Origin of the sequence: Pseudomonas sp., assembly GCF_030150285.1 — a bacterium.
Lineage (GTDB): Bacteria > Pseudomonadota > Gammaproteobacteria > Pseudomonadales > Pseudomonadaceae > Aquipseudomonas.
The window spans coordinates 77,709-103,616 of record NZ_JASLGE010000079.1; the positions used below are offsets into that span (position 1 = coordinate 77,709).

General features: G+C 59.6%; 24 protein-coding genes. 7 read left to right on the top strand and 17 right to left on the bottom strand.

Annotated elements, in window-relative coordinates; translation table 11 throughout:
• The first annotated feature begins 29 nt into the window (after nt 1-29).
• Nucleotides 30-1,112, top strand: coding sequence for a glycine cleavage system aminomethyltransferase GcvT (gcvT, locus tag Q1W15_RS18680; protein WP_300730872.1), 1,083 nt, complete (start codon nt 30-32; stop codon nt 1,110-1,112).
• A 62-nt stretch (nt 1,113-1,174) separates the two neighbouring features.
• A complete protein-coding gene (gcvH, locus tag Q1W15_RS18685) occupies nt 1,175-1,558 on the top strand; it encodes a glycine cleavage system protein GcvH (protein WP_300730873.1) in 384 nt (127 codons plus the stop codon).
• Between the two features lie 112 nt (nt 1,559-1,670).
• Here the strand turns inward: gcvH and Q1W15_RS18690 are convergent, their stop codons facing one another.
• From Q1W15_RS18690 to Q1W15_RS18705, 4 genes are all read right to left on the bottom strand, one after another.
• Nucleotides 1,671-2,813 (bottom strand): DegT/DnrJ/EryC1/StrS aminotransferase family protein, encoded by a 1,143-nt coding sequence (locus Q1W15_RS18690; RefSeq protein ID WP_300730874.1) that lies wholly within the window; start codon nt 2,811-2,813, stop codon nt 1,671-1,673.
• A 158-nt stretch (nt 2,814-2,971) separates the two neighbouring features.
• Complete coding sequence (locus Q1W15_RS18695) at nt 2,972-3,286, bottom strand: DUF2388 domain-containing protein (RefSeq protein ID WP_300730875.1); 315 nt, start codon at nt 3,284-3,286, stop codon at nt 2,972-2,974.
• An 89-nt stretch (nt 3,287-3,375) separates the two neighbouring features.
• Nucleotides 3,376-5,166, bottom strand: coding sequence for a GspE/PulE family protein (locus Q1W15_RS18700; RefSeq protein WP_300730876.1), 1,791 nt, complete (start codon nt 5,164-5,166; stop codon nt 3,376-3,378).
• A 102-nt stretch (nt 5,167-5,268) separates the two neighbouring features.
• Nucleotides 5,269-5,601, bottom strand: coding sequence for a hypothetical protein (locus tag Q1W15_RS18705; RefSeq protein ID WP_300730877.1), 333 nt, complete (start codon nt 5,599-5,601; stop codon nt 5,269-5,271).
• Nucleotides 5,602-5,727: 126 nt separating this feature from the next.
• Here Q1W15_RS18705 and Q1W15_RS18710 point away from each other — a divergent pair, with 126 nt between their 5' ends.
• Nucleotides 5,728-6,192 (top strand): Lrp/AsnC family transcriptional regulator, encoded by a 465-nt coding sequence (locus tag Q1W15_RS18710; protein ID WP_153434863.1) that lies wholly within the window; start codon nt 5,728-5,730, stop codon nt 6,190-6,192.
• A 144-nt stretch (nt 6,193-6,336) separates the two neighbouring features.
• Here Q1W15_RS18710 and Q1W15_RS18715 read toward each other — a convergent pair whose 3' ends face one another.
• The 5 genes from Q1W15_RS18715 to Q1W15_RS18735 form a co-directional block, all read right to left on the bottom strand.
• Nucleotides 6,337-7,254, bottom strand: coding sequence for a hypothetical protein (locus Q1W15_RS18715; RefSeq protein WP_300730878.1), 918 nt, complete (start codon nt 7,252-7,254; stop codon nt 6,337-6,339).
• 247 nt (nt 7,255-7,501) lie between these two features.
• Nucleotides 7,502-7,978 (bottom strand): hypothetical protein, encoded by a 477-nt coding sequence (locus tag Q1W15_RS18720; RefSeq protein ID WP_300730879.1) that lies wholly within the window; start codon nt 7,976-7,978, stop codon nt 7,502-7,504.
• 216 nt (nt 7,979-8,194) lie between these two features.
• Nucleotides 8,195-10,543, bottom strand: a complete 2,349-nt coding sequence (locus Q1W15_RS18725; protein ID WP_300730880.1) for an FdhF/YdeP family oxidoreductase — start codon at nt 10,541-10,543, stop codon at nt 8,195-8,197.
• Nucleotides 10,540-11,379 (bottom strand): formate dehydrogenase accessory sulfurtransferase FdhD, encoded by an 840-nt coding sequence (gene fdhD / locus Q1W15_RS18730; RefSeq protein WP_300730881.1) that lies wholly within the window; start codon nt 11,377-11,379, stop codon nt 10,540-10,542. Before fdhD ends, Q1W15_RS18725 begins: the two co-directional genes overlap by 4 nt.
• A 93-nt stretch (nt 11,380-11,472) precedes the next feature.
• Nucleotides 11,473-12,360 (bottom strand): LysR family transcriptional regulator, encoded by an 888-nt coding sequence (locus Q1W15_RS18735; RefSeq protein WP_300730882.1) that lies wholly within the window; start codon nt 12,358-12,360, stop codon nt 11,473-11,475.
• Between the two features lie 65 nt (nt 12,361-12,425).
• Between Q1W15_RS18735 and lysM the strand changes: the two genes are divergently transcribed.
• A complete protein-coding gene (lysM, locus tag Q1W15_RS18740) occupies nt 12,426-12,866 on the top strand; it encodes a peptidoglycan-binding protein LysM (protein WP_300730883.1) in 441 nt (146 codons plus the stop codon).
• A gap of 599 nt (nt 12,867-13,465) precedes the next feature.
• Here the strand turns inward: lysM and Q1W15_RS18745 are convergent.
• Together Q1W15_RS18745 and yrfG are read right to left on the bottom strand one after the other, a co-directional pair.
• The gene (locus Q1W15_RS18745; RefSeq protein WP_300730884.1) at nt 13,466-13,735 is read right to left on the bottom strand and encodes a short-chain dehydrogenase; all 270 of its coding nucleotides are present in this window, start codon (nt 13,733-13,735) and stop codon (nt 13,466-13,468) included.
• 399 nt (nt 13,736-14,134) lie between these two features.
• Nucleotides 14,135-14,797: a GMP/IMP nucleotidase gene (gene yrfG / locus Q1W15_RS18750; RefSeq protein WP_300730885.1), complete on the bottom strand. Its 663-nt coding sequence runs from the start codon at nt 14,795-14,797 to the stop codon at nt 14,135-14,137.
• A gap of 88 nt (nt 14,798-14,885) precedes the next feature.
• On the opposite strand from yrfG, the gene nudE reads away from it, so the two are divergent.
• The gene (nudE, locus tag Q1W15_RS18755; protein WP_300730886.1) at nt 14,886-15,452 is read left to right on the top strand and encodes an ADP compounds hydrolase NudE; all 567 of its coding nucleotides are present in this window, start codon (nt 14,886-14,888) and stop codon (nt 15,450-15,452) included.
• On the top strand, nt 15,449-16,276 hold the full coding sequence (cysQ, locus tag Q1W15_RS18760) for a 3'(2'),5'-bisphosphate nucleotidase CysQ (RefSeq protein WP_300730887.1): 828 nt from the start codon (nt 15,449-15,451) through the stop codon (nt 16,274-16,276). Before nudE ends, cysQ begins: the two co-directional genes overlap by 4 nt.
• A 61-nt stretch (nt 16,277-16,337) precedes the next feature.
• Here cysQ and Q1W15_RS18765 read toward each other — a convergent pair whose 3' ends face one another.
• The 5 genes from Q1W15_RS18765 to rfbB all read right to left on the bottom strand — a co-directional run bounded on the left by Q1W15_RS18765 (nt 16,338) and on the right by rfbB (nt 22,086).
• Nucleotides 16,338-16,793 (bottom strand): YiiD C-terminal domain-containing protein, encoded by a 456-nt coding sequence (locus Q1W15_RS18765; RefSeq protein ID WP_300730888.1) that lies wholly within the window; start codon nt 16,791-16,793, stop codon nt 16,338-16,340.
• A gap of 12 nt (nt 16,794-16,805) precedes the next feature.
• Nucleotides 16,806-18,200, bottom strand: a complete 1,395-nt coding sequence (locus tag Q1W15_RS18770; protein ID WP_300730889.1) for a sigma-54 dependent transcriptional regulator — start codon at nt 18,198-18,200, stop codon at nt 16,806-16,808.
• Nucleotides 18,197-20,011: an ATP-binding protein gene (locus tag Q1W15_RS18775; protein WP_300730890.1), complete on the bottom strand. Its 1,815-nt coding sequence runs from the start codon at nt 20,009-20,011 to the stop codon at nt 18,197-18,199. The genes Q1W15_RS18770 and Q1W15_RS18775 overlap by 4 nt, the downstream gene beginning before the upstream one ends.
• A gap of 102 nt (nt 20,012-20,113) precedes the next feature.
• A complete protein-coding gene (gene rfbD / locus Q1W15_RS18780; protein ID WP_300730891.1) occupies nt 20,114-21,007 on the bottom strand; it encodes a dTDP-4-dehydrorhamnose reductase in 894 nt (297 codons plus the stop codon).
• Nucleotides 21,004-22,086 (bottom strand): dTDP-glucose 4,6-dehydratase, encoded by a 1,083-nt coding sequence (rfbB, locus tag Q1W15_RS18785; protein ID WP_300730892.1) that lies wholly within the window; start codon nt 22,084-22,086, stop codon nt 21,004-21,006. Before rfbB ends, rfbD begins: the two co-directional genes overlap by 4 nt.
• A gap of 334 nt (nt 22,087-22,420) precedes the next feature.
• On the opposite strand from rfbB, the gene aguA reads away from it, so the two are divergent.
• On the top strand, nt 22,421-23,521 hold the full coding sequence (gene aguA / locus Q1W15_RS18790) for an agmatine deiminase (protein ID WP_300730893.1): 1,101 nt from the start codon (nt 22,421-22,423) through the stop codon (nt 23,519-23,521).
• A 146-nt stretch (nt 23,522-23,667) separates the two neighbouring features.
• Here the strand turns inward: aguA and Q1W15_RS18795 are convergent, their stop codons facing one another.
• Nucleotides 23,668-25,734: a TonB-dependent siderophore receptor gene (locus Q1W15_RS18795; protein WP_300730894.1), complete on the bottom strand. Its 2,067-nt coding sequence runs from the start codon at nt 25,732-25,734 to the stop codon at nt 23,668-23,670.
• Nucleotides 25,735-25,908 lie beyond the last annotated feature (174 nt).

A 25,908-nucleotide genomic window follows, 5' to 3' on the forward strand; every position in this document is an offset into this window, starting at 1 on the left:
ACCTTCGCCAAGCCCGGAAGGAGAAACCCATGGGACAGCGCACGCCTTTGTATGACCTGCATCTCGCCCTCGGCGCGAAGATGGTCGATTTTGGCGGTTGGGATATGCCCTTGCATTACGGCTCGCAAGTCGAAGAGCACCACGAGGTGCGTCGCGATTGCGGGGTATTTGATGTCTCGCACATGACTGTGATCGACATTGAGGGGCACCAGGCCAAGGAGTGGTTGCAGCAGTTGCTGGCCAATGATGTTGATCGCCTGAACACCCCCGGCCGAGCGCTTTACAGCGCCATGCTCAATGAGCAGGGCGGTGTGGTGGACGATATGATCGTGTACCTGATGCCCGAGGGGTATCGTTTGATCGTTAACGCCGCCACCCGCGACCAAGACCTGGCCTGGATGAACGCCCAGCGTCAGGGCTACGACGTGATACTGATTGAACGCCCTGAGTTGGCCCTGTTGGCGGTTCAAGGCCCTCAGGCGCGCCATAAGGTGGCCGAGCTGGTGACGCAGGCTCGCAGCCAGCTCATCCACCAGCTCAAGCCTTTTGAGGCGCAGAGTAACGGCGACTGGTTTATCGCGCGCACGGGGTATACGGGCGAGGATGGCCTGGAAATCCTGCTCCCGGCCGATCAAGCGCCCGCCTTTTTCAACGAACTGGTCGGTGCGGGTATTTCCCCCATTGGCCTGGGGGCGCGCGACACCTTGCGCCTTGAAGCCGGCATGAACCTTTACGGGCAAGACATCCACCTGGGGGTTTCACCGCTGTGTGCCAACATGGCCTGGACGATTGCCTGGCAACCTGAGTCGCGACAGTTCATTGGCCGCCACGCCCTGGAAGCTGAAAAAGCCAAGGGTGTGCAGTTCAAACTCGTGGGTTTGGTGCTGGAAGAGCGCGGAGTGCTGCGTGCTCATCAGGTGGTTCGTATCGCGGATGTTGGCGAAGGGGAGATCACCAGTGGTAGCTTCTCTCCTACGTTGAGCAAATCCATTGCCCTGGCACGAGTGCCGATTGCAACCGCTGACCGTGCCGAGGTAGAAATTCGGGGCAAGTGGTACCCGGTTCGCGTGGTTAAACCGACTTTTGTTCGTCTTGGTAAAGCTTTGATCTAACGTTTACGGGCGAGTTTGCACAGGGTGCGGGCCGCTGACATTTCTTCTTGAGGACACCCAATATGAGCCTGATCCCTGCCGAGTTGCGCTTTGCTGAAAGTCACGAATGGTCCCGCCTGGAAACGGATGGCACGATTACTGTCGGTATCAGCGACCATGCCCAGGAAGCTTTGGGAGACGTGGTGTTTGTTGAACTGGCTGAAGTGGGCAAAGTATTTGCCGCAGGCGATGTAGCGGGGGTTGTGGAGTCGGTAAAAGCCGCTTCGGACATCTACGCGCCGGTATCAGGTGAGGTGATCGCGGTTAACGAAGCATTGGCAGACAGCCCGGAAGGCCTGAACGAAGCGCCGTATGACAACTGGATCTTCAAGCTCAAGCCCGCCAACACGGCTGAGCTGGAAAAACTGCTGGACGCTGCAGGCTACAAAGCCGCCATCGGCGAATAAACCGCCCTGTCGAAATGGGGTGGTGGGCTCGCACTTCACCACCCTGCAGGAGCGGGCTTGCTCGCGATCTTTGTTTTTAAAGATCAAAAGATCGCGAGCAAACGCCTACCGTTTATTCGGGTTTCAGTACGGCTTTAACCGCCGCCACCGAGCGCTCTACATCCGCCTTGGTCATGGCCGTGAACATGGGCAGCGACACGATCAGCCGGCCCACACGCTCCGCCACCGGCAACATCCCTTCCTTGAAGCCCCGCGCACGGTACAAGCTCAGCAGGTGAATCGGCGGGTAGTGATAACCCACGCCCACGCCCAATGCCTGCATGTCTTTCATAAAGGTCGCACGCGCAGGTTCGCCGTCTTTACGCTCGGGCAATACCAATTGAAACAGGTGCCAGTTGGTGTTGTTGAAATCAGCCACCGGCAGTTGTGCGCCGTACTCGGCCTCGAAGTCCGGGCCAAAGCATTCAAAATAGTGCTTGGCCAATGCGCGACGGTGGGCGGTGATGCTCTCGATATGGGCGAACTGGCCCAAGCCAATGGCGGCAGCAATGTCGGTCATGTTGAATTTGCCGCCCAGTACGTCGACATCCAGCCCGTCAAAACCGGTACGGGTCACGCCTTGCAGGCGATATTTTTCAGCCAGGCGTGCTTCGTCTTCGTTGTTCAGCACCAAACAGCCGCCCTCCGAAGAGGTGATGTTTTTGTTGGCCTGAAAACTGAACGATACAAAGTCGCCCTGCGCGCCAATGCGCTGGCCGTTCCAGCTTGAGCCCAAGGCCTGGGCCGCGTCTTCGATGACGCGCAGGTTGTGCTTTTTGGCCAGTGCGTAGAGTGCTTCCATGTCCACCGGCAAGCCCGACAGGTACACCGGAATAATCGCCTTGGTGCGCGCAGTGATGGCCGCTTCGACCTGCGCCAGATCGATGTTGCGGGTCACCGGGTCGATATCCGCAAACACTGGCGTGGCACCAACTTCAATAATGACGTTGGCGGTAGCGACCCAAGAGATGGACGTGGTGATGACTTCATCACCCGCGCCAATACCGGCAATGCGCAGAGCGATTTCCATTGTGCAGGTGCCGGAGTTGAAGGTGCGCACCGGGCGCCCACCAAAGTATTCGCTCAGTTGGGCCTCGAACGCTTGAACCTTGGGCCCGCTGGTGATCCAGCCCGAACGCAGCACGTCGCCCACGGCGGCAATGGTGGCTTCATCAATAGTGGGTTTGGAAAACGGCAAGAAAGGCAGTGAGCTCATAGAGGCAAGACATCCGATGTGAAAATGAGTGGGCGCAGCATACCCAGAGCATGGCTCAAATCGTATGAAAATTCTGTATTTAGGCTGAATGAGGTGAGCGCATTGCGTAGCCGCTGCCGCCGTTCAAGCCTCGGCGGGCAGCGACTCAGAGGCAGGATTTATTCCGCTGAAGCGTTTTTAGCCAGAATGGCATTGGCCAAATCCATGTCACTGACTTTCAGGTTCGGGTTGTCAGCGCGCACTTGCTGCATGGCCGATTCAAGGTACGGGCCACGGATCGAGCCGTTGCTGGCTACGAAGCTGCCTGCATCATCCTGGGCCGCGATCACTTTGCGGTCCTTCTTGAACGTCAGGTAGGTAGACCCTGTGGTTGCACCCGACGACAGAACATCGCGCCAAAAACCGTCAGCCATTACAGAACCAACGGGCAGTGACAGCAACGCAACAGCAGCGACAGCATATTTGAGACGCATGGCGGTGACTCCAAATAGGTTAACTGACAGGTTTGATCGCGTCGGCGTCAGTCAAGTTCCGCGCCCCATCGCATTGAAGCAGCTATTGCTCATATTCTTTGCGGGTTTCCCGACGAAGTGTGGGGTGTCACCCTTAAGGCTTCCTCCAGTGTTGTTGTGCCAGCGGCCACACGTTGAGCGGCCGCCAGCCTTAGCGACTGCATGCCCTCGGCACAGGCCTGGGCATGCAGTGCTTTAACGTCGGTGTGTGGGCCAATCGAGGCACTGAGCTGCGGGTTCATGGTCATGATTTCGTACACGCCAGCGCGGCCGCGGTAACCGGTACCGCGACATTCCGCGCACCCGATCGCCCGGCAAGTGTTTGCAGGCACCGGGCGCGCCCAGGTCGGCGCGAACGCATGCCAGTCAGCCGGGGTTACCGGGCATGCGGTTTTGCAGTCAGGGCACAGAGTTCTGACCAGCCTTTGCGCCATGACGCCCAGCAGGGTGGCCTTGATTAAATATGTCGCCACGCCGAGTTCTTGCAGGCGACTGATGGCGCTGGGGGCATCATTGGTGTGCAGCGTCGACAGTACCAGGTGCCCGGTCAATGCGGCCTGAATGGCCATTTCGGCGGTCTCAAGGTCGCGTATTTCGCCCAGCATGATGATGTCCGGGTCCTGACGCATCAGAGCCCGAACGCCACTGGCAAACGTCAGGTCAATAGAGGGCTGTACCTGCATCTGATTAAACGCGGGTTCAATCATCTCGATGGGGTCTTCAAGGGTACAGAGGTTGATCTGCGGGGTTGCCAGTTGCTTTAGCGTGGCATACAGCGTGCTGGTTTTACCGGAGCCGGTGGGGCCGGTAATCAAGATGATGCCGTTGGGTTGGGCGGTGATGTGTTGCCAGCGCTGCAAGTCTTCAGCGGTAAAGCCCAATTGGTCGAATGTTTTAAGCAGCACTTGCGGGTCGAAGAGACGCATTACCATTTTTTCGCCGAAGGCCGTCGGCAGCGTCGCGAGCCGTAATTCGACCTCTGCCCCGGCAGGTGACTGGGTGTTAACGCGACCATCCTGAGGTTTGCGCTTTTCCGCGACATTCATCCGGCCCAGGCTTTTAAGGCGGCTCACGACCGCCACAGTGACCTGTGGCGGGAGCTGATAGACGTTATGCAGCACTCCGTCGATACGAAAGCGCACACAGCCGTGCTCACGACGTGGCTCAATGTGGATGTCGCTGGCCCGTTGCTCGAACGCGTAGTGAAACAACCAGTCGACGATTTTGACGATGGGTGCATCGTCGCTGTCCGGCTCTTCGTCGCCCCCCACATTGAGCGCCTGTTCGGGCGGGCTGCAAGCGCGACCGCTTTGATCGTTAAGCGTGGCACCGGTGACAGACCTGGCCAGTTGATAAAACTCCACGCTCAGGCGCTGAATCTCCAGGGGGTTGGCAACCACTCGGTGGATGGGGCGCTTGAGTACCTGTTTCAAATCGGCCTCCCAACCACTGACCCAAGGCTGCGCACTGGCGATGGTGATCGAGTGTTCATCGGCCGCAACGGCAAGGATTTTGTGGCGCTGAGCAAAAGCAAATGACATGAGCCCGGTCACTGTGGCGACCTCAATCTTCAGCGGGTCAATGCGCAAGTAAGGCTGTTTGCAGTGTTGCGCCAGCCAACAGGTCAAGGTTTCCAGATCGAGTGTTTTGCCGGGGCGGCTGATGTCCTTGAGCTGTTGCCCAGACAAAAAAACCAGGGGGTGAACGGTGCTATCGGGTGTTGTTCGGCCATTGATCAACGCCTGTTCGGCGCAGCTTTGCTGAAGACGGCCTTGAGCAAGCAGTTCGCTGAGCAGGTCGTTGAGGTCCAGCCAGCGGTCAGGGGGGCACGCGCGGTACATGAAAGCTCCTTTAGGCATCGGCTCAAACAGTCCTTGTCTGGCCGTAAGTGTCAAAGCCTAGTCGTGCGCGTTCAGCACCGTGTTTTCAATGGTTGCGAGCTGTTACCTCGACAGGTGAATGGCCGAGGTCCTGGCCAACTGGGCGGGTCGCAGTTGCGTGTCGAAGACACTGACCAAGTTGCGCAGTTTTTCACCGATCACCAAGGCACGGTGCCAGCTTTGTTCGTCGCTCAGGATTTCAATACTCAGCGTGTCGCCGTCGCGAATCAGTTCGACGTGTTGGGGTAGCAGTTGCTGCAAGGCGAACAGGTTAAGGACGCGGCACAGTACGTCGGGCTCGGCCTCGGCCTGGATCTGAAAGAGCACCGGGCAAGGGGCCGTATTGCTGGCCCATACGTCGGGGCGGGGCGAAGGGTTGGCTTCCAGAGGCGACATGAAATAACTCCTGATTGGGCAGGAGAAATATTTACACGTTGCCAGGGGTTTTTTTATCTAAAATGCAGTGTTTATTCGAAATGTAGACTTGGATAATTCGTCATTAATTTGCTTGAAGGTATTTTTATGCAAGGCGAGCTGGACGCTTATGACCGCCGCATTCTGGCGCTGTTACAAGAAGATGCTTCGTTATCCAGCGCGCAGATCGCTGAACAGGTGGGGTTGTCACAATCCCCGTGCTGGCGGCGCATTCAGCGAATGAAAGACGAGGGCATTATTCGCGGGCAAGTGACATTGCTGGATCGCAAAAAAATTGGCCTCAACACGCAGATTTTTGCCGAGATCAAACTCAACGCCCACGGCCGTTCCAATTTCACGGAGTTCACCGAAGCAATACGTGGTTTTCCCGAAGTACTGGAGTGTTATGTGCTGATGGGGGCGGTGGATTTTCTGTTGCGTATCGTGACAGCAGACATCGAAGCCTATGAGCGATTCTTCTTTGAAAAACTGTCGATGGTGCCGGGTATTCAGGAGGTGAACTCCATCGTGGCGCTGTCCGAGATCAAGTCCACGACCTGCCTGCCGGTTTGAGCGGCGATAAAAAACGGCCTTCGCAATGAAGGCCGTTTTCAGGTTACGCGGCTGTCAGTGAACAAACAGCGCAATCAGAATGATGATCGGGATAGGAATGCCGAGGAAAAACAACAGGAGTGAGCGCATTTTTATTCTCCAGTATTAACGGGTGACTGTCGGGTTATTGAGGTAGGTCACGGCGTCACGGCGACGACCGCCAAAGGTGGCGCACAGGCTGGCAAAGAATGCGCCGATCAACAGCGACAGGAACATCCACAGGGTGGTCCAGGCGGCGGCTTTAGCGGCTGCATCTGCAGTTTCCTTGGCTTTGACCTTGGCATCGGCAATGGCTTGATGGGCTTTGGCATACACCTCATTGACCCGCTGCTCGGCTTCTGGCTGCGTCAGGTTGGTTCGTTGCGCCACAATCTGAGCGAGGTAGGAGCGGTCTTCGGCGGCCATTTGTCCTTCATTGCTCAGGCTGCGTAAGAAGATGCGGCTGACAACGCCGTGAGCAGCGTCTTCGCTGACGGCGGTGCCACGGTCATCGCGAAACAGCGAGTCAATGAAGTAGTCGGAGGTGGGGTCGCTACCGTCATGGGCTTTGCTGCCAGCGGCACTGGCTGCGGCGGTCACCGCACCTGAGGCCACTCTGGCGGTGGCTTGAACGCCGCTGCCGATGATGCTGCTGGCCGAACCTGCGATCAGGGTCGCCGTGACCAACATGGCCACAGCCCATGACAAAAAGCCGTGCGCGGTGTCGCGAAAGTACACTTCATCGCCGTGCATATCGGCCCATTTGACTCGCAGGCGACCGGCCAGGTAACCGCCCATGCCCGAGGCAATGATTTGGGTCACTGCGAGCCACACGATGGCCGTGATGCCCAGCCCTTTGGCACCGATACCTTCCCCCGCCCACGGTGAAACGGCCGAGAAGCCCAACCCGGCACCCAGCATGATCAACAGGAGAGAAAGTGCAGCGGCGGCCGCCGCGCCTGCAAAAATGGCAGCCCAGGAAACACCGGATTGTCCGCGGGTGTCTGGCTGGTTACCAGGATAGTGCTCGGTCGTCCCGATCATTGTTGTTGTACTCCTGAAGTGATGAGGAATGCAGTCTTCACTTAAGGCATTGCAGGGGCTGTGCCAATCAATGATCTGATTAAAAGTCTATAGATATCAGTTGGTTATATTTTTACGGGTTGCGTGCAACCATGCAGCCTGCATGATGACCCCAGAGAGGACGGGCGTAATGCATTGAAACAAAATGGCGCGGCAGCCGTGTGGCGATCCAAAAAAAGGGAGCCCTTGGGCTCCCGTTTTTGATGACTCAGTCGTGACGGTGTTTATTTTTCTTGCGATGGCCGTAGGCATGGCCTCGACCGCGGTGGTCGTCTCGGTAATAGCGGCGGTTATCGCGGTCGCGGTAGCGGCGATCATCGGCGTCGCTTTTATTGCCCATGTAGTTGCCCAGAGCACCGCCTGCGCCACCGCCGGCGGCTGCGCCGACCAATCCGCCTGTGGTGCCGCCCATGCTGTGGCCCAGAACATTGCCGCCTGCTGCACCCAGCGCACCGCCAATGGCGGCTTCGCCCCGGCTGCGCTTGTCGGCACCGACGGCACTGCCCGCCGCACCGCCAACACCGGCACCGATGGCCGAACCCGTGGTACCGCCGAGTTGTTGGCCGACCACCGCGCCGAGCACCCCGCCTAATGCGCCGCCTACACCGGCTTCAGTGGTGCCGCCCGCCGAGGCCATGCCACTGGCCAGACCAAGGGATAACAAGAGAATCGAGGTGAGCTTCATAGGTGAGCCTACAAAAGGATGACGGCGCGATCCTGAGGCCACTCGCGATTGGTTACAATCGAAATCCGACCAGTAACACGACGTGTACACAGTTGTATAAGTTATTGTTTTTTATAGGGAACTTAATGAATTTCCGGTGGTCTTTTACTGGATACGAAAAGGCCGTTTTCTTGCGAAAACGGCCTTTTTTGTATCTTGATTTTCTCTAGGCGCGGGTCAGCTCGCTTTGGCCATGATCAGCGCCGATGGGCTCGCCGCTTCAAGGTAAATGGCCACGAACTTGGAGGTGGGCGTATGGCTGCCGTCGCCGGTGCTTTCCAGCGGCACCAGCGGGTTCACTTCGGGGTAGTACGCCGCCGCTTGGCCGGCCGGAATATCAAACGCCAGCAAGGTGAAGTTCTTGACTCGGCGCTCGACGGTGTCATTCCAGATTGAAACGATGTCAACTTTCTGCCCCGGCTTGAAGCCCAGACGGATGATGTCGGCTTCGTTCGCAAACAGCACGTCACGTTGCCCTTTGACCCCGCGATAGCGGTCATCAAGGCCATAAATGGTGGTGTTGTACTGGTCGTGTGAGCGCATCGATTGCAGGATCAGGTCTGGCAGCCGACCGGTGGCGCGGGTGCGGGCGTCGACCAAGTCCTGTGGCAAGGCGTTGACCCGGAAGTTGGCGCGTTGGGTCGGGGTGTTCCACTGGCGCGCGCCGGCCGAGTTGCCGAGGTAGAACCCACCCGGGTTTTTGAGGCGTGTGTTGAAGTCTTTGAAGCCTGGAATGGTGTCTGCGATCAGGTCGCGGATACGGCTGTAATCGGCGACCGCCCAATTCCAGTCAATCGGTTGGGTGCCCAGGGTTGCGGCGGCGATGCCGGCAATGATCGCAGGCTCGGAGCGCATATGACTGGACAGTGGCTGCAACTGCCCGTTGGAGGCGTGCACCATGCTGAATGAGTCTTCAACGGTGACGGCTTGCGGGCCTTCGGCCTGGATATCGATGTCGGTACGGCCCAGGCACGGCAAAATCAGCGCTTCTTTGCCATGCATGAGGTGGCTGCGGTTGAGCTTGGTGCTGATCTGCACGGTCAGGTCGCAGTTGCGCAGGGCTTGTGCGGTGCGCGGGCTGTCGGGCGTGGCCTGGGCAAAGTTGCCGCCCAGGGCGATAAAGACCTTGGCGCGGCCTTCCAGCATCGCGTGGATGGCTTCAACCACGTTGTGGCCGTTTTCACGCGGCACCTTGAAGTCGAACCGGCGCTCCAGGGCATCGAGAAAGGCCACCGGTGGGCGTTCGTTAATGCCCATCGTGCGGTCGCCTTGCACGTTACTGTGGCCCCGTACCGGGCACAGGCCCGCGCCAGGTCGGCCGATGTTGCCGCGCAACAGCATCAGGCTGGCGATTTCCTGAATGGTTTGCACCGAGTGCCGGTGTTGGGTGATGCCCATCGCCCAGCACATGATCACGCTCTTGCCCTTGAGGTACATGCGCGCGGCCCGTTCGACCTCGACGAGGGGCAGCCCGGACTGCTCGACGATGTGTTCCCACGAGGTGTCATCCACGGTCGAAAGGTAATCGAGAAGGCCTGCGGTGTGCTCATTCAAAAAGGCGTGGTCAAACACGGCAGGCTCGCCCGCCGCTTGGGCGTCGCGCTCCCACTGCAACAGAAACTTGGCCATGCCGCGCAGCAACGCCATGTCGCCGCCCAGTGCGGGGCGCAGGTAGGCGGTATTGGTTGGGCGGTCGCCGTTGGTGAGCATTTCCAGCGGGTGCTGCGGGTGTTGGAAGCGCTCCAGCCCACGCTCTTTGAGCGGGTTGACGCAGATCACCTGGGCACCGCGGTTGACTGCTTCACGCAACGGTTCAAGCATGCGCGGGTGGTTGGTGCCGGGGTTCTGCCCGAGTACAAAAATGGTGTCAGCATGTTCGAAGTCATCAAAGGTCACGGTGCCTTTGCCCACCCCGATACTTTGCGCCAGGGCTACGCCGCTGGCCTCGTGGCACATGTTTGAACAGTCCGGGAAGTTGTTGCTGCCCAGCGAACGCACAAACAATTGATACAGATAAGCGGCTTCGTTGCTCGCCCGGCCCGAGGTGTAGAACTCGGCTTCATTGGGGCTGGACAGACTGTGCAGATGCTTGGCAATCAACGCGAAAGCGGCGTCCCAACTGATGGGTTCGTAGCGGTCTGTTTCGGCGTTGTAGCGCATGGGCTCGGTCAGGCGGCCTTGATACTCCAGCCAGTAGTCGCTTTGCTCCAGCAAGGCGCTGACGCTGTGCTTGGCGAAGAACGCGGGGTCTACCCGGCGTTTGGTCGCTTCCCAGTTCACGGCTTTGGCACCGTTTTCGCAAAACTTGATCAGGCCGCTTTCCGGCGAATCACCCCAAGCACAACCGGGGCAGTCAAAGCCGCCGTTCTGGTTGGTCTTGAGCATCATGCGCAGGTTTTTCAGGGCGTTGTCGCTGGTCAACCAGGCTTGCGCCACACTGATCAGCGCTCCCCAGCCGCCGGCTGGGCCTTTGTAGGGCTTGTAGCGTGGCGTCGGGGTTTTATCGGCTTGATGGTGAGTGCTCACGAGGGGTTCTCCTGCACCGGGCTGTACACACGCGGCGCGCTTTTTTGCGGCAGATGAATAAGGTTGAGGTTGTGACGCCGAGCCCATTGCACGGCCAGGCCGGTGGGCGAGGACAGGCTGATGAGGGTCTGGATTCCGGCGCGCAACACTTTTTGAATCAGTTCAAGGCTGCAACGGCTGGTGACGATGGCGGTGCCACCGGCCAGGTCGATCTGTTGGCGAACCAGCGCACCGATCAATTTGTCGAGAGCGTTATGGCGGCCAATGTCTTCGCGGCCCATCAGCAGCCGGCCATGGCCGTCCATGTACACCGCAGCGTGCACGGCACCGCAGTGCATGCCCAATGGTTGGAATTCGCTAATGCGCTGGCGCAAACCGTCGAGCCATTGCGCCGGCGGCAACGGCGCGCCGGGCAATACGCTGAGGTCCGGCAGCGCCTGTTCAACGGCTTCGACACCGCACAAGCCGCAGCCGCTGGTGCCGGCCAGTTGGCGGCGTTGCTGCTTGAGGTTCCAGAAGGCGCGGCTGGCGATTTCGACCTGCGCGTAATGGGCCGAACCGGCACCCGTGAGCGTAAGGTCATAGATGTCGGCAGGGTCTTCGATAATGCCGCTGCCCAGGCTGAAGCCGACAATAAAGTCTTCAAGGTCAGTGGGGGTGACGAGCATCACGGCCTGGCTGATGCCGTTGTAGGCAATGGCCAGCGCCACTTCTTCGGCCAAGGCGGTTTCGGCACCGCTGCTGTGGTCCAGCGTGACGTAGTGATAATGCTGACTGGCAGCGGGCGCGGGCGAATCAGAGACAGGCGCCGCGCACTGTGGGCGCTTGGCGTTCATAAGCTGTACCGATGATCAATCCAACCGTTAGCGTAGGCGCGACACTGCGTCGCGTCTAATCGCTAGCGTTGATCCATTGATAGACCGCGCTGATCAGTCGAGGGCGAGTGATTTTTTATACAGGGCAAAACAGGCTTCAGCGAGTGCCGATCGCGGGGCCTCGCGCCGCATGATCAAGCCCAGTGGCGACAGGGTTTTCGCGTCTTCGATAGGGTGCAGGCGCAAGTTGTCTGTGAGCGCTTCAAGCCCGCCTTCAAGCGGCATCACCGCACAGCAGAGCCCCCCGTGAACCGCTTGCAGCAGTTGATGGACCGCATCGGTTTGCAGCAGTGGTTGCGGCGTGAGGCCCCGGCTATGGAAATTGTGGTCAATGGATTGGCGAAAGTGCATACCGCCACTGAGCAAGGCCAGGGGTAACTCAATCAGGGCTTGCCAGCTCAAGGGCTGCTCGCCAAAGCTGAAATACCGCTGGTCGTAAAGTAACCCCATGCGGGTATCACCGAGGGGCAGAGAGTCAAAACGCTCGTGGTCGAGATGGTCCAGATAGGACACGCCCACGTCCAGCCGGTTGCTGGCCAGTTGTTCAATCATCTGCTCGGAGCTGAGGGCTGACAGTTCGAAGCGCAGTTCAGGGTGGTCGAGGTGCAGACGCTGCATTAAAAGCAGCGGATCAAAACTCGACAGCGGTACCACGCCCAACCGTAGCGTACCGACCAGATTACCCCGACAGGCGGCTGCCTCGGCCAGCAGGCCATCGTAGGCGGCCAACACGGTTTTGGCCCAGGCCAGCACCCGCTCGCCGGGGGCGGTAAAGCTTTCGAAGCGTTGGCCGCGATTGACCAGTTGCAGGTCGAGTTCTTGCTCAAGGCTGCGCAGGCGCATCGATAGCGTGGGTTGGGTGATATGGCAACGGGCAGCGGCCTGGCCGAAATGCCGGGTTTCATCCAGGGCAATGAGGAATTTCAGCTGTTTGATGTCCATCGTTGCTCCAGCAATGATGGTCTACGCTCAGGTCTCAGGATATTTTCAACCTTGGAGCGTGACCGATGAGCCTATTAAGCTTTGTGAAAGAAGCAGGTGAAAAACTAGCCCACCTGTTTACACCGGGTAATGCCAATGCCTCGGACGAACTCAAAAAGCACGTAGCGGAGGTGGGGTTGGGCAATCCTAATATCAAAGCCGAGGTGGAGGGCGACAAAATTACCCTCAGCGGCGAGGTGGCTACCCAGGAAGAGAAAGAAAAAATCATTCTGGCGGCCGGCAACATTGAGGGCGTGGCCAGTGTTGACGACCAGATCACCGTGACCGGGCCGACCGTTGTGGCTTCGCGTTTTGTCGTGGTGAAAAAAGGTGACACCCTGAGCGCGATTTCGCTGCAGGTGTATGGCGATGCCAACCAGTACAACAAAATCTTTGAAGCCAACAAACCGCTGCTCAAAGACGTGAACAAAATTTACCCAGGGCAGACGCTGCGTATTCCTGAGTAACCTGAACGCGGTAGGAGCGAGCCGTATTGTGGCTCGGCATGCCCTCACCACAGGCTTTGCTCCGTGGGCACGCCGCGATCGGCCATCCCTGGCCGTGTCGCGGCTAATCCGGCGTCCTGCCGGGTTACCCACTGCGCAAAACCTGCGTTCGGCCAGCGTGGTTTAAGGGGGCCCATAGATCAAAAGCACGTCGGCGTTCACGCGCGTAGGAGCGAGCTTGCTCGCGATCTGTTGATCTTTAAAAGCGGTGCCGCCCTGTCTTCGGCCTATCCATTGCTGTGGTCACGGCCACCTAAGGTTCCGGCTTTACGCCGTGCCACTTTGAAAAGCGCAAAGTGGCACGGCGTAAAGCGCAAAGTGGCCAAACGCTTATGCCCCCTACCACTCGGTGCCTCGCAGTGGCTCGGCATACCCTCACACAGGCTTTGCTCCGTGGGCCGCCGCGATCGGCCATCCTTGGCCGTGTCGCAGCTAACCCGGCGTCCTGCCGGGTTACCCACTGCGCAAAACCTGCGTTCGGCCAGCGTGGTTTAAGGGGGCCCATAGATCAAAAGCCAGATCAAACGATCGCGAGCAAGCTCGCTCCTACAATGGCTGGGTTAGGTTGGCTGTAAGCGCCAGCCTAAAACATTGAGCAGGTCGCAGCCGTCGCGCAGCAAGATCGTGGCGGTGGTGGCGAGGTGTTTGAGGTCGACACCGTCAGCGCTCTGGACGTCGCGGCTGGAGAAGGTTTCCATCAATTGAGTCACCGCCAGTACGCGAGCGATGGCATTGGCGTGCAAGACGTCGAGTGGGGCGTTGCGGTCGATGAGTAAGGCGGGGCTGAGGCAGTCGATGGCGGTGAGCGGGATATGGGCGCAATTAGTCATAGGAATATCTCTTTGCTTTGGCGTTGAGCCATTTGTTTTCGTCGCCAAACGAAAACAGGTGGCCACTGTACGCGGGTTGGCGAACCGGTCAAAGCTAAGAAAAACCCGGCAGATCCGAAGATCTCCCGCGCACAGCAGCCATAAAGCACAGCGAGCAAAATACACGCTCCGCCTCATATAGCAATTCTTAGCACCTTCCAAGTCGCCAAACCCGGTCGCCCATTTGGGCGAGCGCTGACTATAGGGGGCGTATTGCAACCGCAGCAATTGGCAAAACTGTGTGAAGGATCCCGCAATTTTGTGGGCACCCTATCCAGGGTAGGAGCAGCCGGTTGACGCTCGATTGCTCGCGATCTTTTCAAACGATCGCGAGCAAGCTCGCTCCTACAGGCCCGTGATTTAGAGCCCTTCCAGCAACTCGCGATAATCCCCCAGCGCGGCGAACTCTTCGGTGTCCTTCGGGCCTTTTTTGCTGTCCGGCTGTTTAACCGCCAGCAAGTGGCCGATGCCAAATGCACGGGCGCTGCGCAGAATCGGCAAGGTGTCATCGATAAACAGGCTGCGGCTCGGGTCAAAGCCAATGTCGGCTTGCAGGGCATCCCAAAACGCCGGGCTTTCTTTGGGGAAACCGTAATCGTGGGAGCTGATCAGGCGCTCGAAATACGGTGCCAGTTCGATGCGCTCCAGCTTCAATGACAACGAATCACGGTGCGCGTTGGTGATCAAAATTACCCGCTTGCCTGCTTGTTTGATCGCCGCTAAAAAAGTGTCTGCATCCGGGCGCAGAGCAATCAGGTGCGCCGTTTCAAGCTTGAGTTCACGCACCGGGATTTTCAACTCGCTGCTCCAGAAATCCAGGCAGTACCACTTCAATTGCCCTGCGTTGTTTTCAAACAGGGGCGTCAGTTCCAGGTCGGCCAGGGCGCGGCTGATGCCATGCAGGTCGGCATAGCGCTGCGGCAGGTGTTCGAGCCAAAAGTGGTTGTCGTAGTGCAGGTCGAGCAGCGTGCCGTCCATGTCCAGCAGAACGGTATCAATGTCGCGCCAAGGTAACGCTGTCATGCAAAACTTCTCCCGCAGTAGAAAAATTTCCGACACAGACAATCGGAAAAGCCGGGGTATAGTAACCCGTTCATATTGAGGACCCGCTATGCGCCAAAAACCCACCGTACTTGCCCGTGAAATTGTTGCCAGTAGCCGATTGTTTCGGGTCGAGGCTGTCCAGTTGCGTTTCTCCAATGGCGTTGAACGCACTTACGAACGGCTGGTGGGGCGCGGCAACGGTTATGGCGCAGTCATGATTGTGGCGATGCTCGACGAAGAGCACGTCATTTTGGTCGAAGAGTACTGCGGCGGAACCGACGAGTATGAAGTGTCGCTGCCCAAAGGCTTGATTGAGCCGGGCGAAGACATTCTGGCGGCGGCCGAGCGTGAGTTGAAAGAAGAGGCCGGCTATGGTGCCCGCCAGTTGGAACACCTGACCGAGCTGTCGTTGTCGCCGGGTTACATGAGCCAGAAAATCCAGGTGGTGCTGGCCACCGATCTGTATGAAGAACGGTTGGAAGGCGACGAGCCGGAGCCGATGCGGGTCGAAAAGATTAGTTTGCGCGATTTGTCGACACTGGTTCAAAACCCGCAATTCAGCGAAGGCCGTGCATTGGCGGCGTTGTATTTGACGCGTGATCTGCTGACCCAACGCGGTTTGTTTCAGCCATGAGTGTTTCTATCGACACCCTGCTCAAAGGCGTGATCACACTGGCCCATAAAGCGGGGGACGCGATTCTGCCGTTCTGGCGCGCCGATGTGGCCGTGACCGCCAAGGCCGACGATTCCCCCGTGACGGCCGCCGACCTGGCCGCGCACCATATTTTGCTGGATGGCCTGACAGCGCTGGCACCGGACATTCCGGTGCTGTCCGAAGAAGACGCCAACATCCCGCAAAGCGTGCGTGCTGGCTGGACGCGCTGGTGGTTGGTAGACCCGCTGGATGGCACCAAAGAGTTTATTTCGGGCAGTGAAGAGTTCACTGTCAACGTGGCGTTGATCGAACACGGGCGCGTGGTGTTTGGCGTGGTCTCGATGCCCACCAGCCGACGGTGTTACTACGGCGGTGAGGGCTTGGGTGCCTGGCGCGAGGATGCCGATGGCGTGGTACCCATCAGCGTGCGTCATACGCCACCTGAGGGTGAGGCGCTGACCGTGGTGGCCAGTCGTCGGCATTCCAGCCCTGAGCAAGAGCGTCTGCTGGCGGGGTTGGAGGCGTGTGTAGGCCCGTTGAAGCTGGCCACGATCGGTAGCTCGTTGAAGTTTTGCCTGCTGGCGGAAGGGGCAGCGGATTGTTACCCCCGTTTGGCCCCGACATCGCAGTGGGACACGGCGGCGGCGCAAGGTGTGCTGGAAGGTGCGGGCGGTGTGGTGTTGCAGCTGGATGGCCAGCCCTTCAGCTACCCGCCGCGGGAATCGCTGCTCAATGATTTTTTCCTGGCGTTACCCGCCAAAGCGCCATGGCGTGCCCCATTGCTGGCATTAGCGCGCCGCTAACTGAAGGTGCGAGCAAGCTCGCTCCTTCAGTCTGTGTGGGGCGCTTTTTCATGGGCACGGGTTAGCGGTGCAACACGTACTGGCCGCTAAACCGTACCGCATCCGCTTCGCCTTCAGCATTGATAACCCGTGTAGCGAGCGTCAGCCGGGCGCGGCCATGGCGGGTGTACATGGCCAGAAATTTTTTCCAGGCCGCTTCATCCGGCGCATCACACAGCACAATGGCGTCTTGGGTCACAGGCAGCGGGTAGCTGATGTGGCCTTCCTGAATCACGATATGCCCCTCATCAATGCCTGCCTCGCGCAGGCTCAAGTGCAGCCAGCCCCAACCCGCCAGTACCGCGCCGCAGTACAGGCTGCCGCCGAACATGGTGCTCTTGTGGTTGATATTGGCCGCCAGCGGCAGGCGCAGGCGCAACTGCCCGGCCTGCCAGTCGAGCACGGTGAGGCCCATCTCGCGGGTGAGCGGGATATCGTGATGAAGGACGGACTCCAGGTAGCAACTGTCGCGGTTCATGCAGGGCGCTCTTTAATCAGATTCGTCAGTGTGGGCGTGGCTGCCACTCTCGAAGCTCAACCCATATTTGCGCAGTTTGTCATGCAAGGTTTTGCGCGGCACGCCCAAGGCTTCGGCCAGCGTGCGCATTGAGCTGTGGGTGCGGGCGAGTTCGGCGGCGATCAGGCCTTTCTCAAACTGTTCGACTTGCTCACTCAATTTGCCTGAGGTCTCCAGGCTGGTGGGGTGATCGGCTTCGGTCGCGTTGTCGTCCAGCGCCAGTTCAAGGCCCAGAGCAAAGCGTTCCGCGACGTTTTGCAACTCGCGCACGTTGCCGGGCCAGGTGTGGCGCAGCAACAGCCCGCGTTGCGCTGGTTGCAGCACGTTATGGGTGACGCCATGACGGGCGCTGGCTTCGTCGGCAAAGTATTTGAACAGCATCAGTACGTCGTCACCGCGCTCGCGCAACGGGGCGATGCGCAGCGGGGCGACGTTTAGCCGGTAGTACAAGTCAGCGCGGAACCGGCCTTGGTCGGCCGCCTGACGCAAGTCTTCCTTGGTGGCGGCGATCACCCGGATATCCAGCGGGATCAACTGGTTACCGCCCAGCCGCTCAACCACGCGCTCTTGCAGCATGCGCAGCAATTTGACTTGCACATCCAGGCTCATGCTTTCGATTTCATCGAGAAACAGCGTGCCGCCATTGGCAAATTCGAATTTGCCGATGCGGCGTTTTTGCGCGCCGGTAAAGGCACCGGGTTCATGGCCGAACAGCTCGCTTTCGACCACCGATTCGGCCAGCGCGCCGGCGTTGATCGCCACAAACGGGCCGTTGCGGCGGCTCGACAGGTCATGCAGCGCCCGGGCCACCACTTCCTTGCCGGAACCGGTCTCACCCAGGATCAACACGTCGGCTTTGGTGGCCGCCAGTGCCCCGATTTGCTCGCGCAACCGCAGCATGGGGGCGGACAACCCCACCAGCCGCGTGCTCAGTTGCTGACGGTCGCTCAAGGCCAGCCGCAGGCTACGGTTGTCCAGCACCAGCGCCCGCAAGGCCAGCGCCCGGCGCACGCTGTCGAGCAGGGCATCGGTGGCAAAGGGCTTTTCCAGAAAGTCGTACGCGCCGGCGCGCATGGCTTGCACCGCGAGCGGGACGTCGCCATGGCCGGTGATCAACAGCACCGGCAAATCCGGGTCTTGGCCGTGGAGTTGGGCCAGCAGTTCCAGACCGTCCATGCCCGGCATGCGAATGTCACTGACCACCACGCCCGGCCAGTCCTTGGCAATGCGTTCGGCCAGCCCGGTGGCTTCAGGCAGCGGCAACACGTTGAGGCCGGCCAGGTCCAGGGTTTGATACAGCGCTTGGCGCAGATGGGGATCGTCATCGATCAGGATGACCTGCACACGCGGGTCAATGGGTTGGCTCATGATCGTGAGTCCTCGGAAGCTTGCAGGCTCACGCCGGGTGCACCGGCGCGCAATCGCAGGGTAATCAGGGCACCGCCCTCCTTGTGGTTGGCAAACAGTAATTCACCGCCAAAGGCACGGGTCAGCGTGTCGCAAATGGCCAGGCCCAAGCCCAGGCCCTGGGTGCGGGTCTTGGTGGTGTAGAACGGCTCGCCCGCGCGGCCCAGTGCTTCCAGGCAAAACCCCGGGCCGTTATCGCGAATGTACAGTGTGACGCCGTCAGCCGTGGCTTGGGCACTGATCCACAGTCGCCGGGGCGGGCCTTTTTCCGTGAGGGCGTCGAGTGCGTTGGCCAGCAAGTTGCCCAGCACCTGGCGCAGGCGGGTTTCTCCGGCTTCGACCCACAACGTGGCGGCGGGCAAGTCGCGCATCAGCTCGACTTCCATGCTGCGTCGTCGCTTGGCCAGCAAGGCCAACGCATCATCCAGGGCCGGTTGCAGGGCAACGCTCTCCGGCGCATGGCGATCACGGCGGGCAAAGGCGCGCAGATGGGCAATGATCGAGGCCATGCGCCCGGTCAGTTCGTTGATCAGCTTAAGGTTGCCGCGGGCGTCGTCGGTGCGCTCATGGTCGAGCAGTTTTTCGGCATTTTCGGCATAACTGCGAATGGCCGCCAGCGGCTGGTTCAGTTCGTGGCTGATGCTGGCCGACATGGTGCCCAGCGCGGACAATTTACCCGCCTGCACCAGGTCATCCTGGGCGCGCACCAGTTCCTGCTGCGCGTGTTCACGTTCCAGCACTTCCTCGCGCAGGCGGCGGTTGAGGCCTTCCAGCTCGCTGGTACGTTCGGCCACACGGGTTTCCAACTCGCGCCGGGCCTTGCCTTCAAAGGCGATACGGTCCAGGTAATGGCGGCGGCGCTGCATCATCAAACCGATCAGTAGCATGATCACCAATAAGGTCGCGCCGCCAATGGCCAGCACGGTGCGTACCGGGCGGTCGATCAAGGTGCGCGGGGCCAGAATGTTGACGCTCCAGCCGGTCTCGCTGATTTTTTGCGTTTGCACCAGCCAGGCGTCCAGGTCGAGGTTCAGCGGCTTGGGGTCGCGGGTCGGGTACGGCAGGATGGCGAAAATGGCCTGGCGTTCCTCTTGTGAGAGCGCGCGGGTGGCTCTAAAGCGCCAGCCAGGGCGAGAGGTGAGGATGACGACGCCGTTATGGTCGGTCACCAGCAGTTGTTCAGGCGTATGGCCCCACAGTTGTTCGGTGTGGTCGAGGTCGACCTTGACCACCAGCACCCCGAGCTTTTTATCGCCTTCGACCACGGGGGCGGCAAAGTAATAACCGCGCTTGCCGGACGTGGTCCCCAGGCCGAAGAAACGGCCCAGATGGCCTTGCATGGCTTCGCTGAAGTAGGGGCGAAACGCGAAGTTGCGGCCAATAAAGCTGTCTTTTTTGTCCCAGTTCGACGTGGCGATGGTGTTGCCGTCGGCGTCTACCAGGTACATGACCTCGGCCCCGGTCTGGGTGCTGATTTCACTCAGTAGCTGGTTGGCGGTGGCCAGGGTTTGCGGGTCATCCGGGTTGTCGATCAAGGTGCGCAACACGGGCAGTTCACCCAGGATTTGCGGCAGCACTTCATAGCGGTGCAGGGTGCCTAGCAGGTTGGCGACGTACAGGTCCAGGGTCTGACGGTTTTGCCCGACCAATTCGCTGCGGTAATAACGCTCGGCCAAGTGTTGCAGCGGCCACAGCAAAGGGGCGAGGCACAAGGCCAGAAAGGCCAGGCTACGCCAGCGGGGTCTGCGAGGGGCTGAGGCGGTGGTTATCATCGGGACGCTGCGCTGCAAGAGTACGCCGCAGTATACCCAGCCCGGTAGGCGCGAGCGTGCTCGCGATCTTTTGATCTTTCAAAGATCGCGAACAATCGGGCATCAGTGTGGCTGCTCGGCCAGGCACTCATGCAGGGCGCTCAGCCAGTCCGGCGGGGTGACGCGCCATTCACGCGCTAACCGGCTGCAATCCAGACGCGAGTTTTGCGGGCGTGCGGCGGGGGTGGGGTAGTCGCTCGCCGGAATCGGGTGCAGGGTGGCGCAGACCTTGCCTTGGGCGGTCAACGTTTGAGCAATGGCCTGAGTAAAGCCGAACCAGGATGTCTCGCCCCGTGCCGTCAGGTGATAGGTGCCCCACGCGCCGGCTTCACCGGCCTGCCAGCGCTGGATCAACGTGCGTGTGCTCTGGGCCAGGGTGCCGGCCCAGGTCGGTGCACCCACCTGGTCGGCCACCACACGCAACTCCGGCCGCTCTTGCAGCAAGCGTTGCATGGTTAGCAGAAAGTTCTTGCCGTGGCACGAATACACCCAGCTGGTGCGCAGCGTCAGATGTTGCGCGCCGGTGGCCGCGATGGCCTGCTCGCCCGCGAGTTTGCTTTGGCCGTAGACGCCCAGCGGGTGGGGGGGATCCTCTTCGGTGTAGGGCGCAGGCTTGCGGCCGTCGAACACGTAATCGGTAGAGAAGTGAATCAGCGGGATGCCCAGGGCTTTGGCTTCTTCAGCCAGGATTCCGGGTGCCGTGGCATTGATGGCGAAGGCCAGCTCGGGCTCACTTTCAGCTTGATCAACTGCGGTGTGGGCGGCGGCGTTAATGATCAAGTCGGGCGAGTGGGCGCGGACTTGGGCCCGGATTTGCGCGGGTTGGCTCAGGTCAAGCTCATCACGGCCCAGCACCACCAGTTCGCCCAGGTCGGCCAGGTGTTTTTGCAGCTCAAGGGCGAGCTGGCCGGTTTTGCCGGTAATAAGGATTTTCAACGGCGCAGCGCGGCCACTCATGCCAGCAGATCCCGTGTTTCGGTGAAGCCCAGGCGTTGGCCCTGATAGCTGCCGTCCTGAACGCGTTTGCACCACTCCAGGTTGTCCAGGTACCACTGCACGGTTTTGCGCAGGCCGGTGTTGAAGGTTTCTTCAGGCACCCAGCCCAGTTCGCGTTCGATCTTGCTGGCGTCAATGGCGTAGCGCTGGTCGTGGCCCGGGCGGTCCTGCACGAAAGTGATCAGGTCCGCGAACAGTGCAACACCGGCCGGGCGCTGTGGCGCAAGCTCTTCGAGCAGGGCGCAAATGCTGCGCACCACGTCGATGTTGGTCTGCTCGTTGTGACCGCCAATGTTGTAGGTTTCGCCGACGACGCCTTCAGTCGCCACCTTGAGCAAAGCGCGGGCGTGGTCTTCCACAAACAACCAGTCTCGCACCTGCAGGCCGTTGCCATACACCGGCAGCGGTTTACCGGCCAAGGCGTTGAGGATCACCAGCGGGATCAGTTTTTCCGGGAAGTGGAACGGGCCGTAGTTGTTCGAGCAATTGGTCAACAGCACCGGCAAGCCGTAGGTGCGGTTCCAGGCGCGCACCAGGTGGTCGGACGCAGCCTTGCTGGCCGAGTACGGCGAGCTGGGCGCGTAGGGCGTGGTTTCGGTGAACAAGTCATCAACCCCGTGCAGGTCGCCATACACTTCGTCGGTGGAAATATGGTGGAAGCGAAAGGCGCTTTTGGCCGGCTCCGTGAGTGTCGACCAGTACGCGCGGGTGGCTTCCAGCAGGCTGTAGGTGCCGACAATGTTGGTCTGGATAAAGTCCGAGGGGCCGTCGATGGAACGGTCAACGTGGGACTCGGCCGCCAGGTGCATGATGGCTTGGGGCTGGAAACGGTTGATCACCGCGCTGACGGCCGCCTGGTCAACGATATCGGCCTGCACGAACTCATAACGAGTGTCAGTGGCAATGCTCTGCAGTGATTCGAGGTTGCCTGCGTAGGTCAATTTATCGAGGTTGAGCACTTCGTGCGCGGTGTTGTTGATCAGGTGACGGATCAACGCTGAACCAATAAACCCGGCACCGCCGGTCACTAAAATACGCATGTGGAAAATCCTTGATGCCCTGACAGTCTTTAATCGAATGGCGCATAGCTTGTGGGGATGTGCGGGGTGGTGCAAGTAGCAGCACTGTGCACGGCGTTCACACGGATCAGGCCGCGTTGTGTAATGAGCCATTTATGCCGATTTATATCTGTATAAATTCGGTTATTAACGCTGTTAACGCCAGAATGCGAATTTAATTCTAGATATTTATCGGTTATAAAGGGCTGCTATTGACGCCTTACCGCTGGGCGGCCACTGTTTCGGCGATGGCTGTTTGCGCCTTGGCCAACGGCCCCTTACTTTTCCTCGACGGTTTCCTGGAGCCTTGATCCTGATGACCACTTTGCACAGTTCACCCCGCGCTGACGGTTTCTACATGCCGGCTGAATGGGCACCCCAGACCCAAACCTGGATGATCTGGCCTGAGCGTCCGGATAACTGGCGCCTGGGCGGCAAACCTGCCCAGGCGGCGCATGTTGCGGTGGCCAAGGCCATTGCGCGTTTTGAACCGGTGACGGTGGGTGTGTCGGCGGCGCAGTACGAAAATGCCCGGGCGCAACTGGATGTGCCGAATATTCGTGTGGTCGAACTCTCCAGCGATGACGCGTGGGTGCGTGACAGCGGGCCGACGTTCGTCATTAACCACAGCGGCGAAGTGCGCGGCGTGAACTGGGACTTCAACGCGTGGGGCGGGTTTGACGGGGGCTTGTACTTCCCGTGGAACCGTGACCAGCAAGTGGCCAGCAAAATTCTGGAAATCGAACGCAGCCCGCGCTACTACACCGAAGGCTTTGTGTTGGAAGGGGGCTCGATTCACGTCGACGGTGAAGGCACGTTGATCACCACGGCTGAATGCCTGATGAACCGTAACCGCAACCCGCACCTGTCCCGCGAAGAAATCGAAGACGTGCTGCGCACGCAATTGGCTGTGGATAAGATCATCTGGTTGCCGGATGGCCTGTTCAACGACGAAACCGACGGCCATGTGGATAACTTCTGCTGTTATGTGGCTCCGGGCGAAGTGCTGCTGGCCTGGACCGACGACGAGCGCGACCCTAACTATGTGCGTTGCCACGCGGCAATGTCCGTATTGGCCAGCAGCACTGACGCCAAGGGGCGTTCGTTTGTGGTGCACAAAATGCCGATTCCGGGGCCGATGTACGCCACGCAAGAAGAGTGTGACGGTGTGGATAAAGTGGCGGGTAGTCAGGACCGTCATCCGTCGGAGCGCCTGGCCGGTTCTTACGTGAACTTCCTGATCGTCAACGGCGGCATTATCGCCCCCAGCTTTGATGACCCGATGGACGCGCCTGCCAAAGCCATCCTGCAGAACCTCTTCCCGCAGCACGAAGTGGTGATGGTGCCGGGCCGTGAATTATTGCTGGGTGGCGGCAATATTCACTGCCTGACCCAGCAACAACCGGCCCCGCGCTAAACCTGAAACCGTTGCCGAAGGCGTTGCCCACCCCTTCAGGTCGGGCTTCTGGTTTGACGACCGCTGCGCAATCGATCGCAGCCTTCGGCAGCGACTACCTGTAGTCGTTGACGAGCTTTGCGAGGCTACGAAGCGGTTGGTGGCGTTTAGAACTTGTACGTCCCGGTCATGACCAGGCTGCGCGGTTCGCCCGGCATGATCTGCGCGGCGCTGGTGGCTGACTCGTAATACGCGCGGTCGGTGAGGTTGGTGAGCGCGCCGCGCACATCCCAGTCCGTTTCGCGGTAGCCCAGCAGCGCGTCCCAACGGCCGTAACCCGGTAACACGGCGGTGTTCAGGTTGTCGGCATACCGCTGGCCCACCAGGGTCAGGCCCGTTTCAGCGTACCAGCCCATTTCCGGTTTCCAGGTAATGAACAGGCTGCCATTGTGCTTGGCCACGCCGTTGATTCGTTTGCCTTCAAACCCGTTGTTGTCTTTGACCACGGTGGCGTCTTGCAGGCCAACGCCGCCGCGCATGTACCAATTGCCGCCGAGCTTGCCGCTGGCCGTCAACTCCACTCCGCGTGAACGCTGCAGGCCGGAAAGCAGCGTGATGGTGGGGTCGATCAGGCCTTTGGTGCGCCGGTTGTAAAGCTCCAGCTCGTACACCGCCAACGTGGTGCTCAGGCGTTCGTCCAGCCAGTCGCTTTTGACGCCGATCTCTTTCTGGCGCGTCAACTCAGGGCTCAGGTCGTTGCCGGCGGCACCGGGGGTAATGGCGATCAACCCGCCGCCCACGGGCGAGAAGGTCTTGGTCCACGAGGCGTAAAACGAGTGGTGTTCAAGCGGTGTCCACACCACGCCCACCCGTGGGCTGTTGCTGTTGCTTGTTTGGCTTTCAGGTTTGCCGGTGATTTGGTTTTCGGACTTGATCTCGAAGCGGTCATGACGCAGCCCCGCCAGTATTTGCCAGTGTTCGTTGAGGCGAATCTGGTCCTGCACGTACAGGCCTTGGCTGTTCACTTCGTTGCGGCTGTTGCTGCTGATTTGCAGGGCACCGGTGGGGCGCAGGTTGCGGTCCGGGTGATACACGTCGACTGCCGGAACCCCTGTGGCACGGTAGAGCTTGGGGTCGCGTCGCTGGTTGCCGATTTCCAGGCCGGTCAGCAGGCGATGCTCCAGGCCGAAGGTGTCAAAGCCGCCTTCGATTTCGACATTGTTGAAAATATTGCGGGTCTTCAGGTCTTGGTGCCAGCTCTGGCGGTTGACCTGTTGGGTTTTGGGGTCGTAGCCCACCAGGTAGGTGTTTTCGAAATCACTGTCGAGTTTGAAGACGCCCAAGGTGTGACGCAGCTGCCAGTTATCGTTTAACGCGTAGCTCAGGCGTGAGCGCAGGTTCTGGGTTTTATCGTCGATAAAGTCGTTTCTGGCACCGTAGGTCGTGCTGTGGCTGACATCGGCCGGGCGGCCGTTGATGCTCGGGATGCCACGGTCGGGGGTGCGGTTGTAACGGCCGTATTCGTACTGCACCAGCCAGTTCAGGTCCGGGGTGATTTGCCAGTTCATCGACGGTGCGAACAACTGGCGGTTGCCACTGACGTGGTCGCGAAAGCTGTTTTTGTCTTCGTTGCCCATGTTCAGGCGCAGGCTGAGGTTTTCGCTGGGGTCTGTACTGAGGTCGGCGTACAGGCTGCGTAAATCTTCGCTGCCGCCCTGTACTTCAACGCGGGACGCACGCCCGAATTGGGGGGCCTTGCTCACGCGGTTGACGATCCCGCCCTGGCTGCCACGACCGTACAGCACGGCTGCGGGGCCTTTGAGCACTTCAATACGTTCGATGTTGTGCAAGTCGCGCACGTATTGGCTGTCGTCGCGAATGCCGTCCAGGTAGAAGTCGTTGCTGGCGTCGAAACCCCGAATGCGCAGGCTGTCGAAGCGCGTATCGCCCGTGCTGCTGACGTTGGGAATGCCGCTCAAGGCGTCGCCCAAGCGGTTGATGCCGTAGTCGAGCACGTTGCCGGTTTTGACCGAGTCAATGGCCTGCGGCACATACCGTGCAGGTGTCGAGGTGCGGGTGGCAGTGGTCGGATCTTTGACCCGCGGGTCATCGGCGTCGGCTTCGCTGGCGCTGATCGACAACTCGGGAAGCACGGTGGCAGCGGTGCCAAATCCGGCGTATAGCAAGGCGCACAGCCCCACATTCAAGGGTGTGAAACGGCATGGAGAGCGCATGGTTGAGAAATGTCCGGCAGGGTGGAGAGTACGTTATAGTTTTGATGGTGCGAATGGTAATGGTTATTGTTAGCTGTTGTTAATTGTTGTTTTTAGCTTGCCTTGCCAATATGTATCTAATTGTTTCTTTGTTCGTGCCGTGTATGCCGCCAGCGTAAATAACCAAAAGTTGTT

Bases quoted from the DNA above. Each gene is read 5' to 3' on its own strand.
- gcvT (WP_300730872.1), top strand. From the start codon at position 30: ATGGGACAGCGCACGCCTTTGTATGACCTGCATCTCGCCCTCGGCGCG.
- gcvH (WP_300730873.1), top strand. From the start codon at position 1,175: ATGAGCCTGATCCCTGCCGAGTTGCGCTTTGCTGAAAGTCACGAATGG.
- Q1W15_RS18690 (WP_300730874.1), bottom strand. From the start codon at position 2,813: ATGAGCTCACTGCCTTTCTTGCCGTTTTCCAAACCCACTATTGATGAA.
- Q1W15_RS18695 (WP_300730875.1), bottom strand. From the start codon at position 3,286: ATGCGTCTCAAATATGCTGTCGCTGCTGTTGCGTTGCTGTCACTGCCC.
- Q1W15_RS18700 (WP_300730876.1), bottom strand. From the start codon at position 5,166: ATGTACCGCGCGTGCCCCCCTGACCGCTGGCTGGACCTCAACGACCTG.
- Q1W15_RS18705 (WP_300730877.1), bottom strand. From the start codon at position 5,601: ATGTCGCCTCTGGAAGCCAACCCTTCGCCCCGCCCCGACGTATGGGCC.
- Q1W15_RS18710 (WP_153434863.1), top strand. From the start codon at position 5,728: ATGCAAGGCGAGCTGGACGCTTATGACCGCCGCATTCTGGCGCTGTTA.
- Q1W15_RS18715 (WP_300730878.1), bottom strand. From the start codon at position 7,254: ATGATCGGGACGACCGAGCACTATCCTGGTAACCAGCCAGACACCCGC.
- Q1W15_RS18720 (WP_300730879.1), bottom strand. From the start codon at position 7,978: ATGAAGCTCACCTCGATTCTCTTGTTATCCCTTGGTCTGGCCAGTGGC.
- fdhD (WP_300730881.1), bottom strand. From the start codon at position 11,379: ATGAACGCCAAGCGCCCACAGTGCGCGGCGCCTGTCTCTGATTCGCCC.
- Q1W15_RS18735 (WP_300730882.1), bottom strand. From the start codon at position 12,360: ATGGACATCAAACAGCTGAAATTCCTCATTGCCCTGGATGAAACCCGG.
- lysM (WP_300730883.1), top strand. From the start codon at position 12,426: ATGAGCCTATTAAGCTTTGTGAAAGAAGCAGGTGAAAAACTAGCCCAC.
- Q1W15_RS18745 (WP_300730884.1), bottom strand. From the start codon at position 13,735: ATGACTAATTGCGCCCATATCCCGCTCACCGCCATCGACTGCCTCAGC.
- yrfG (WP_300730885.1), bottom strand. From the start codon at position 14,797: ATGACAGCGTTACCTTGGCGCGACATTGATACCGTTCTGCTGGACATG.
- nudE (WP_300730886.1), top strand. From the start codon at position 14,886: ATGCGCCAAAAACCCACCGTACTTGCCCGTGAAATTGTTGCCAGTAGC.
- cysQ (WP_300730887.1), top strand. From the start codon at position 15,449: ATGAGTGTTTCTATCGACACCCTGCTCAAAGGCGTGATCACACTGGCC.
- Q1W15_RS18765 (WP_300730888.1), bottom strand. From the start codon at position 16,793: ATGAACCGCGACAGTTGCTACCTGGAGTCCGTCCTTCATCACGATATC.
- Q1W15_RS18770 (WP_300730889.1), bottom strand. From the start codon at position 18,200: ATGAGCCAACCCATTGACCCGCGTGTGCAGGTCATCCTGATCGATGAC.
- Q1W15_RS18775 (WP_300730890.1), bottom strand. From the start codon at position 20,011: ATGATAACCACCGCCTCAGCCCCTCGCAGACCCCGCTGGCGTAGCCTG.
- rfbD (WP_300730891.1), bottom strand. From the start codon at position 21,007: ATGAGTGGCCGCGCTGCGCCGTTGAAAATCCTTATTACCGGCAAAACC.
- rfbB (WP_300730892.1), bottom strand. From the start codon at position 22,086: ATGCGTATTTTAGTGACCGGCGGTGCCGGGTTTATTGGTTCAGCGTTG.
- aguA (WP_300730893.1), top strand. From the start codon at position 22,421: ATGACCACTTTGCACAGTTCACCCCGCGCTGACGGTTTCTACATGCCG.
- Q1W15_RS18795 (WP_300730894.1), bottom strand. From the start codon at position 25,734: ATGCGCTCTCCATGCCGTTTCACACCCTTGAATGTGGGGCTGTGCGCC.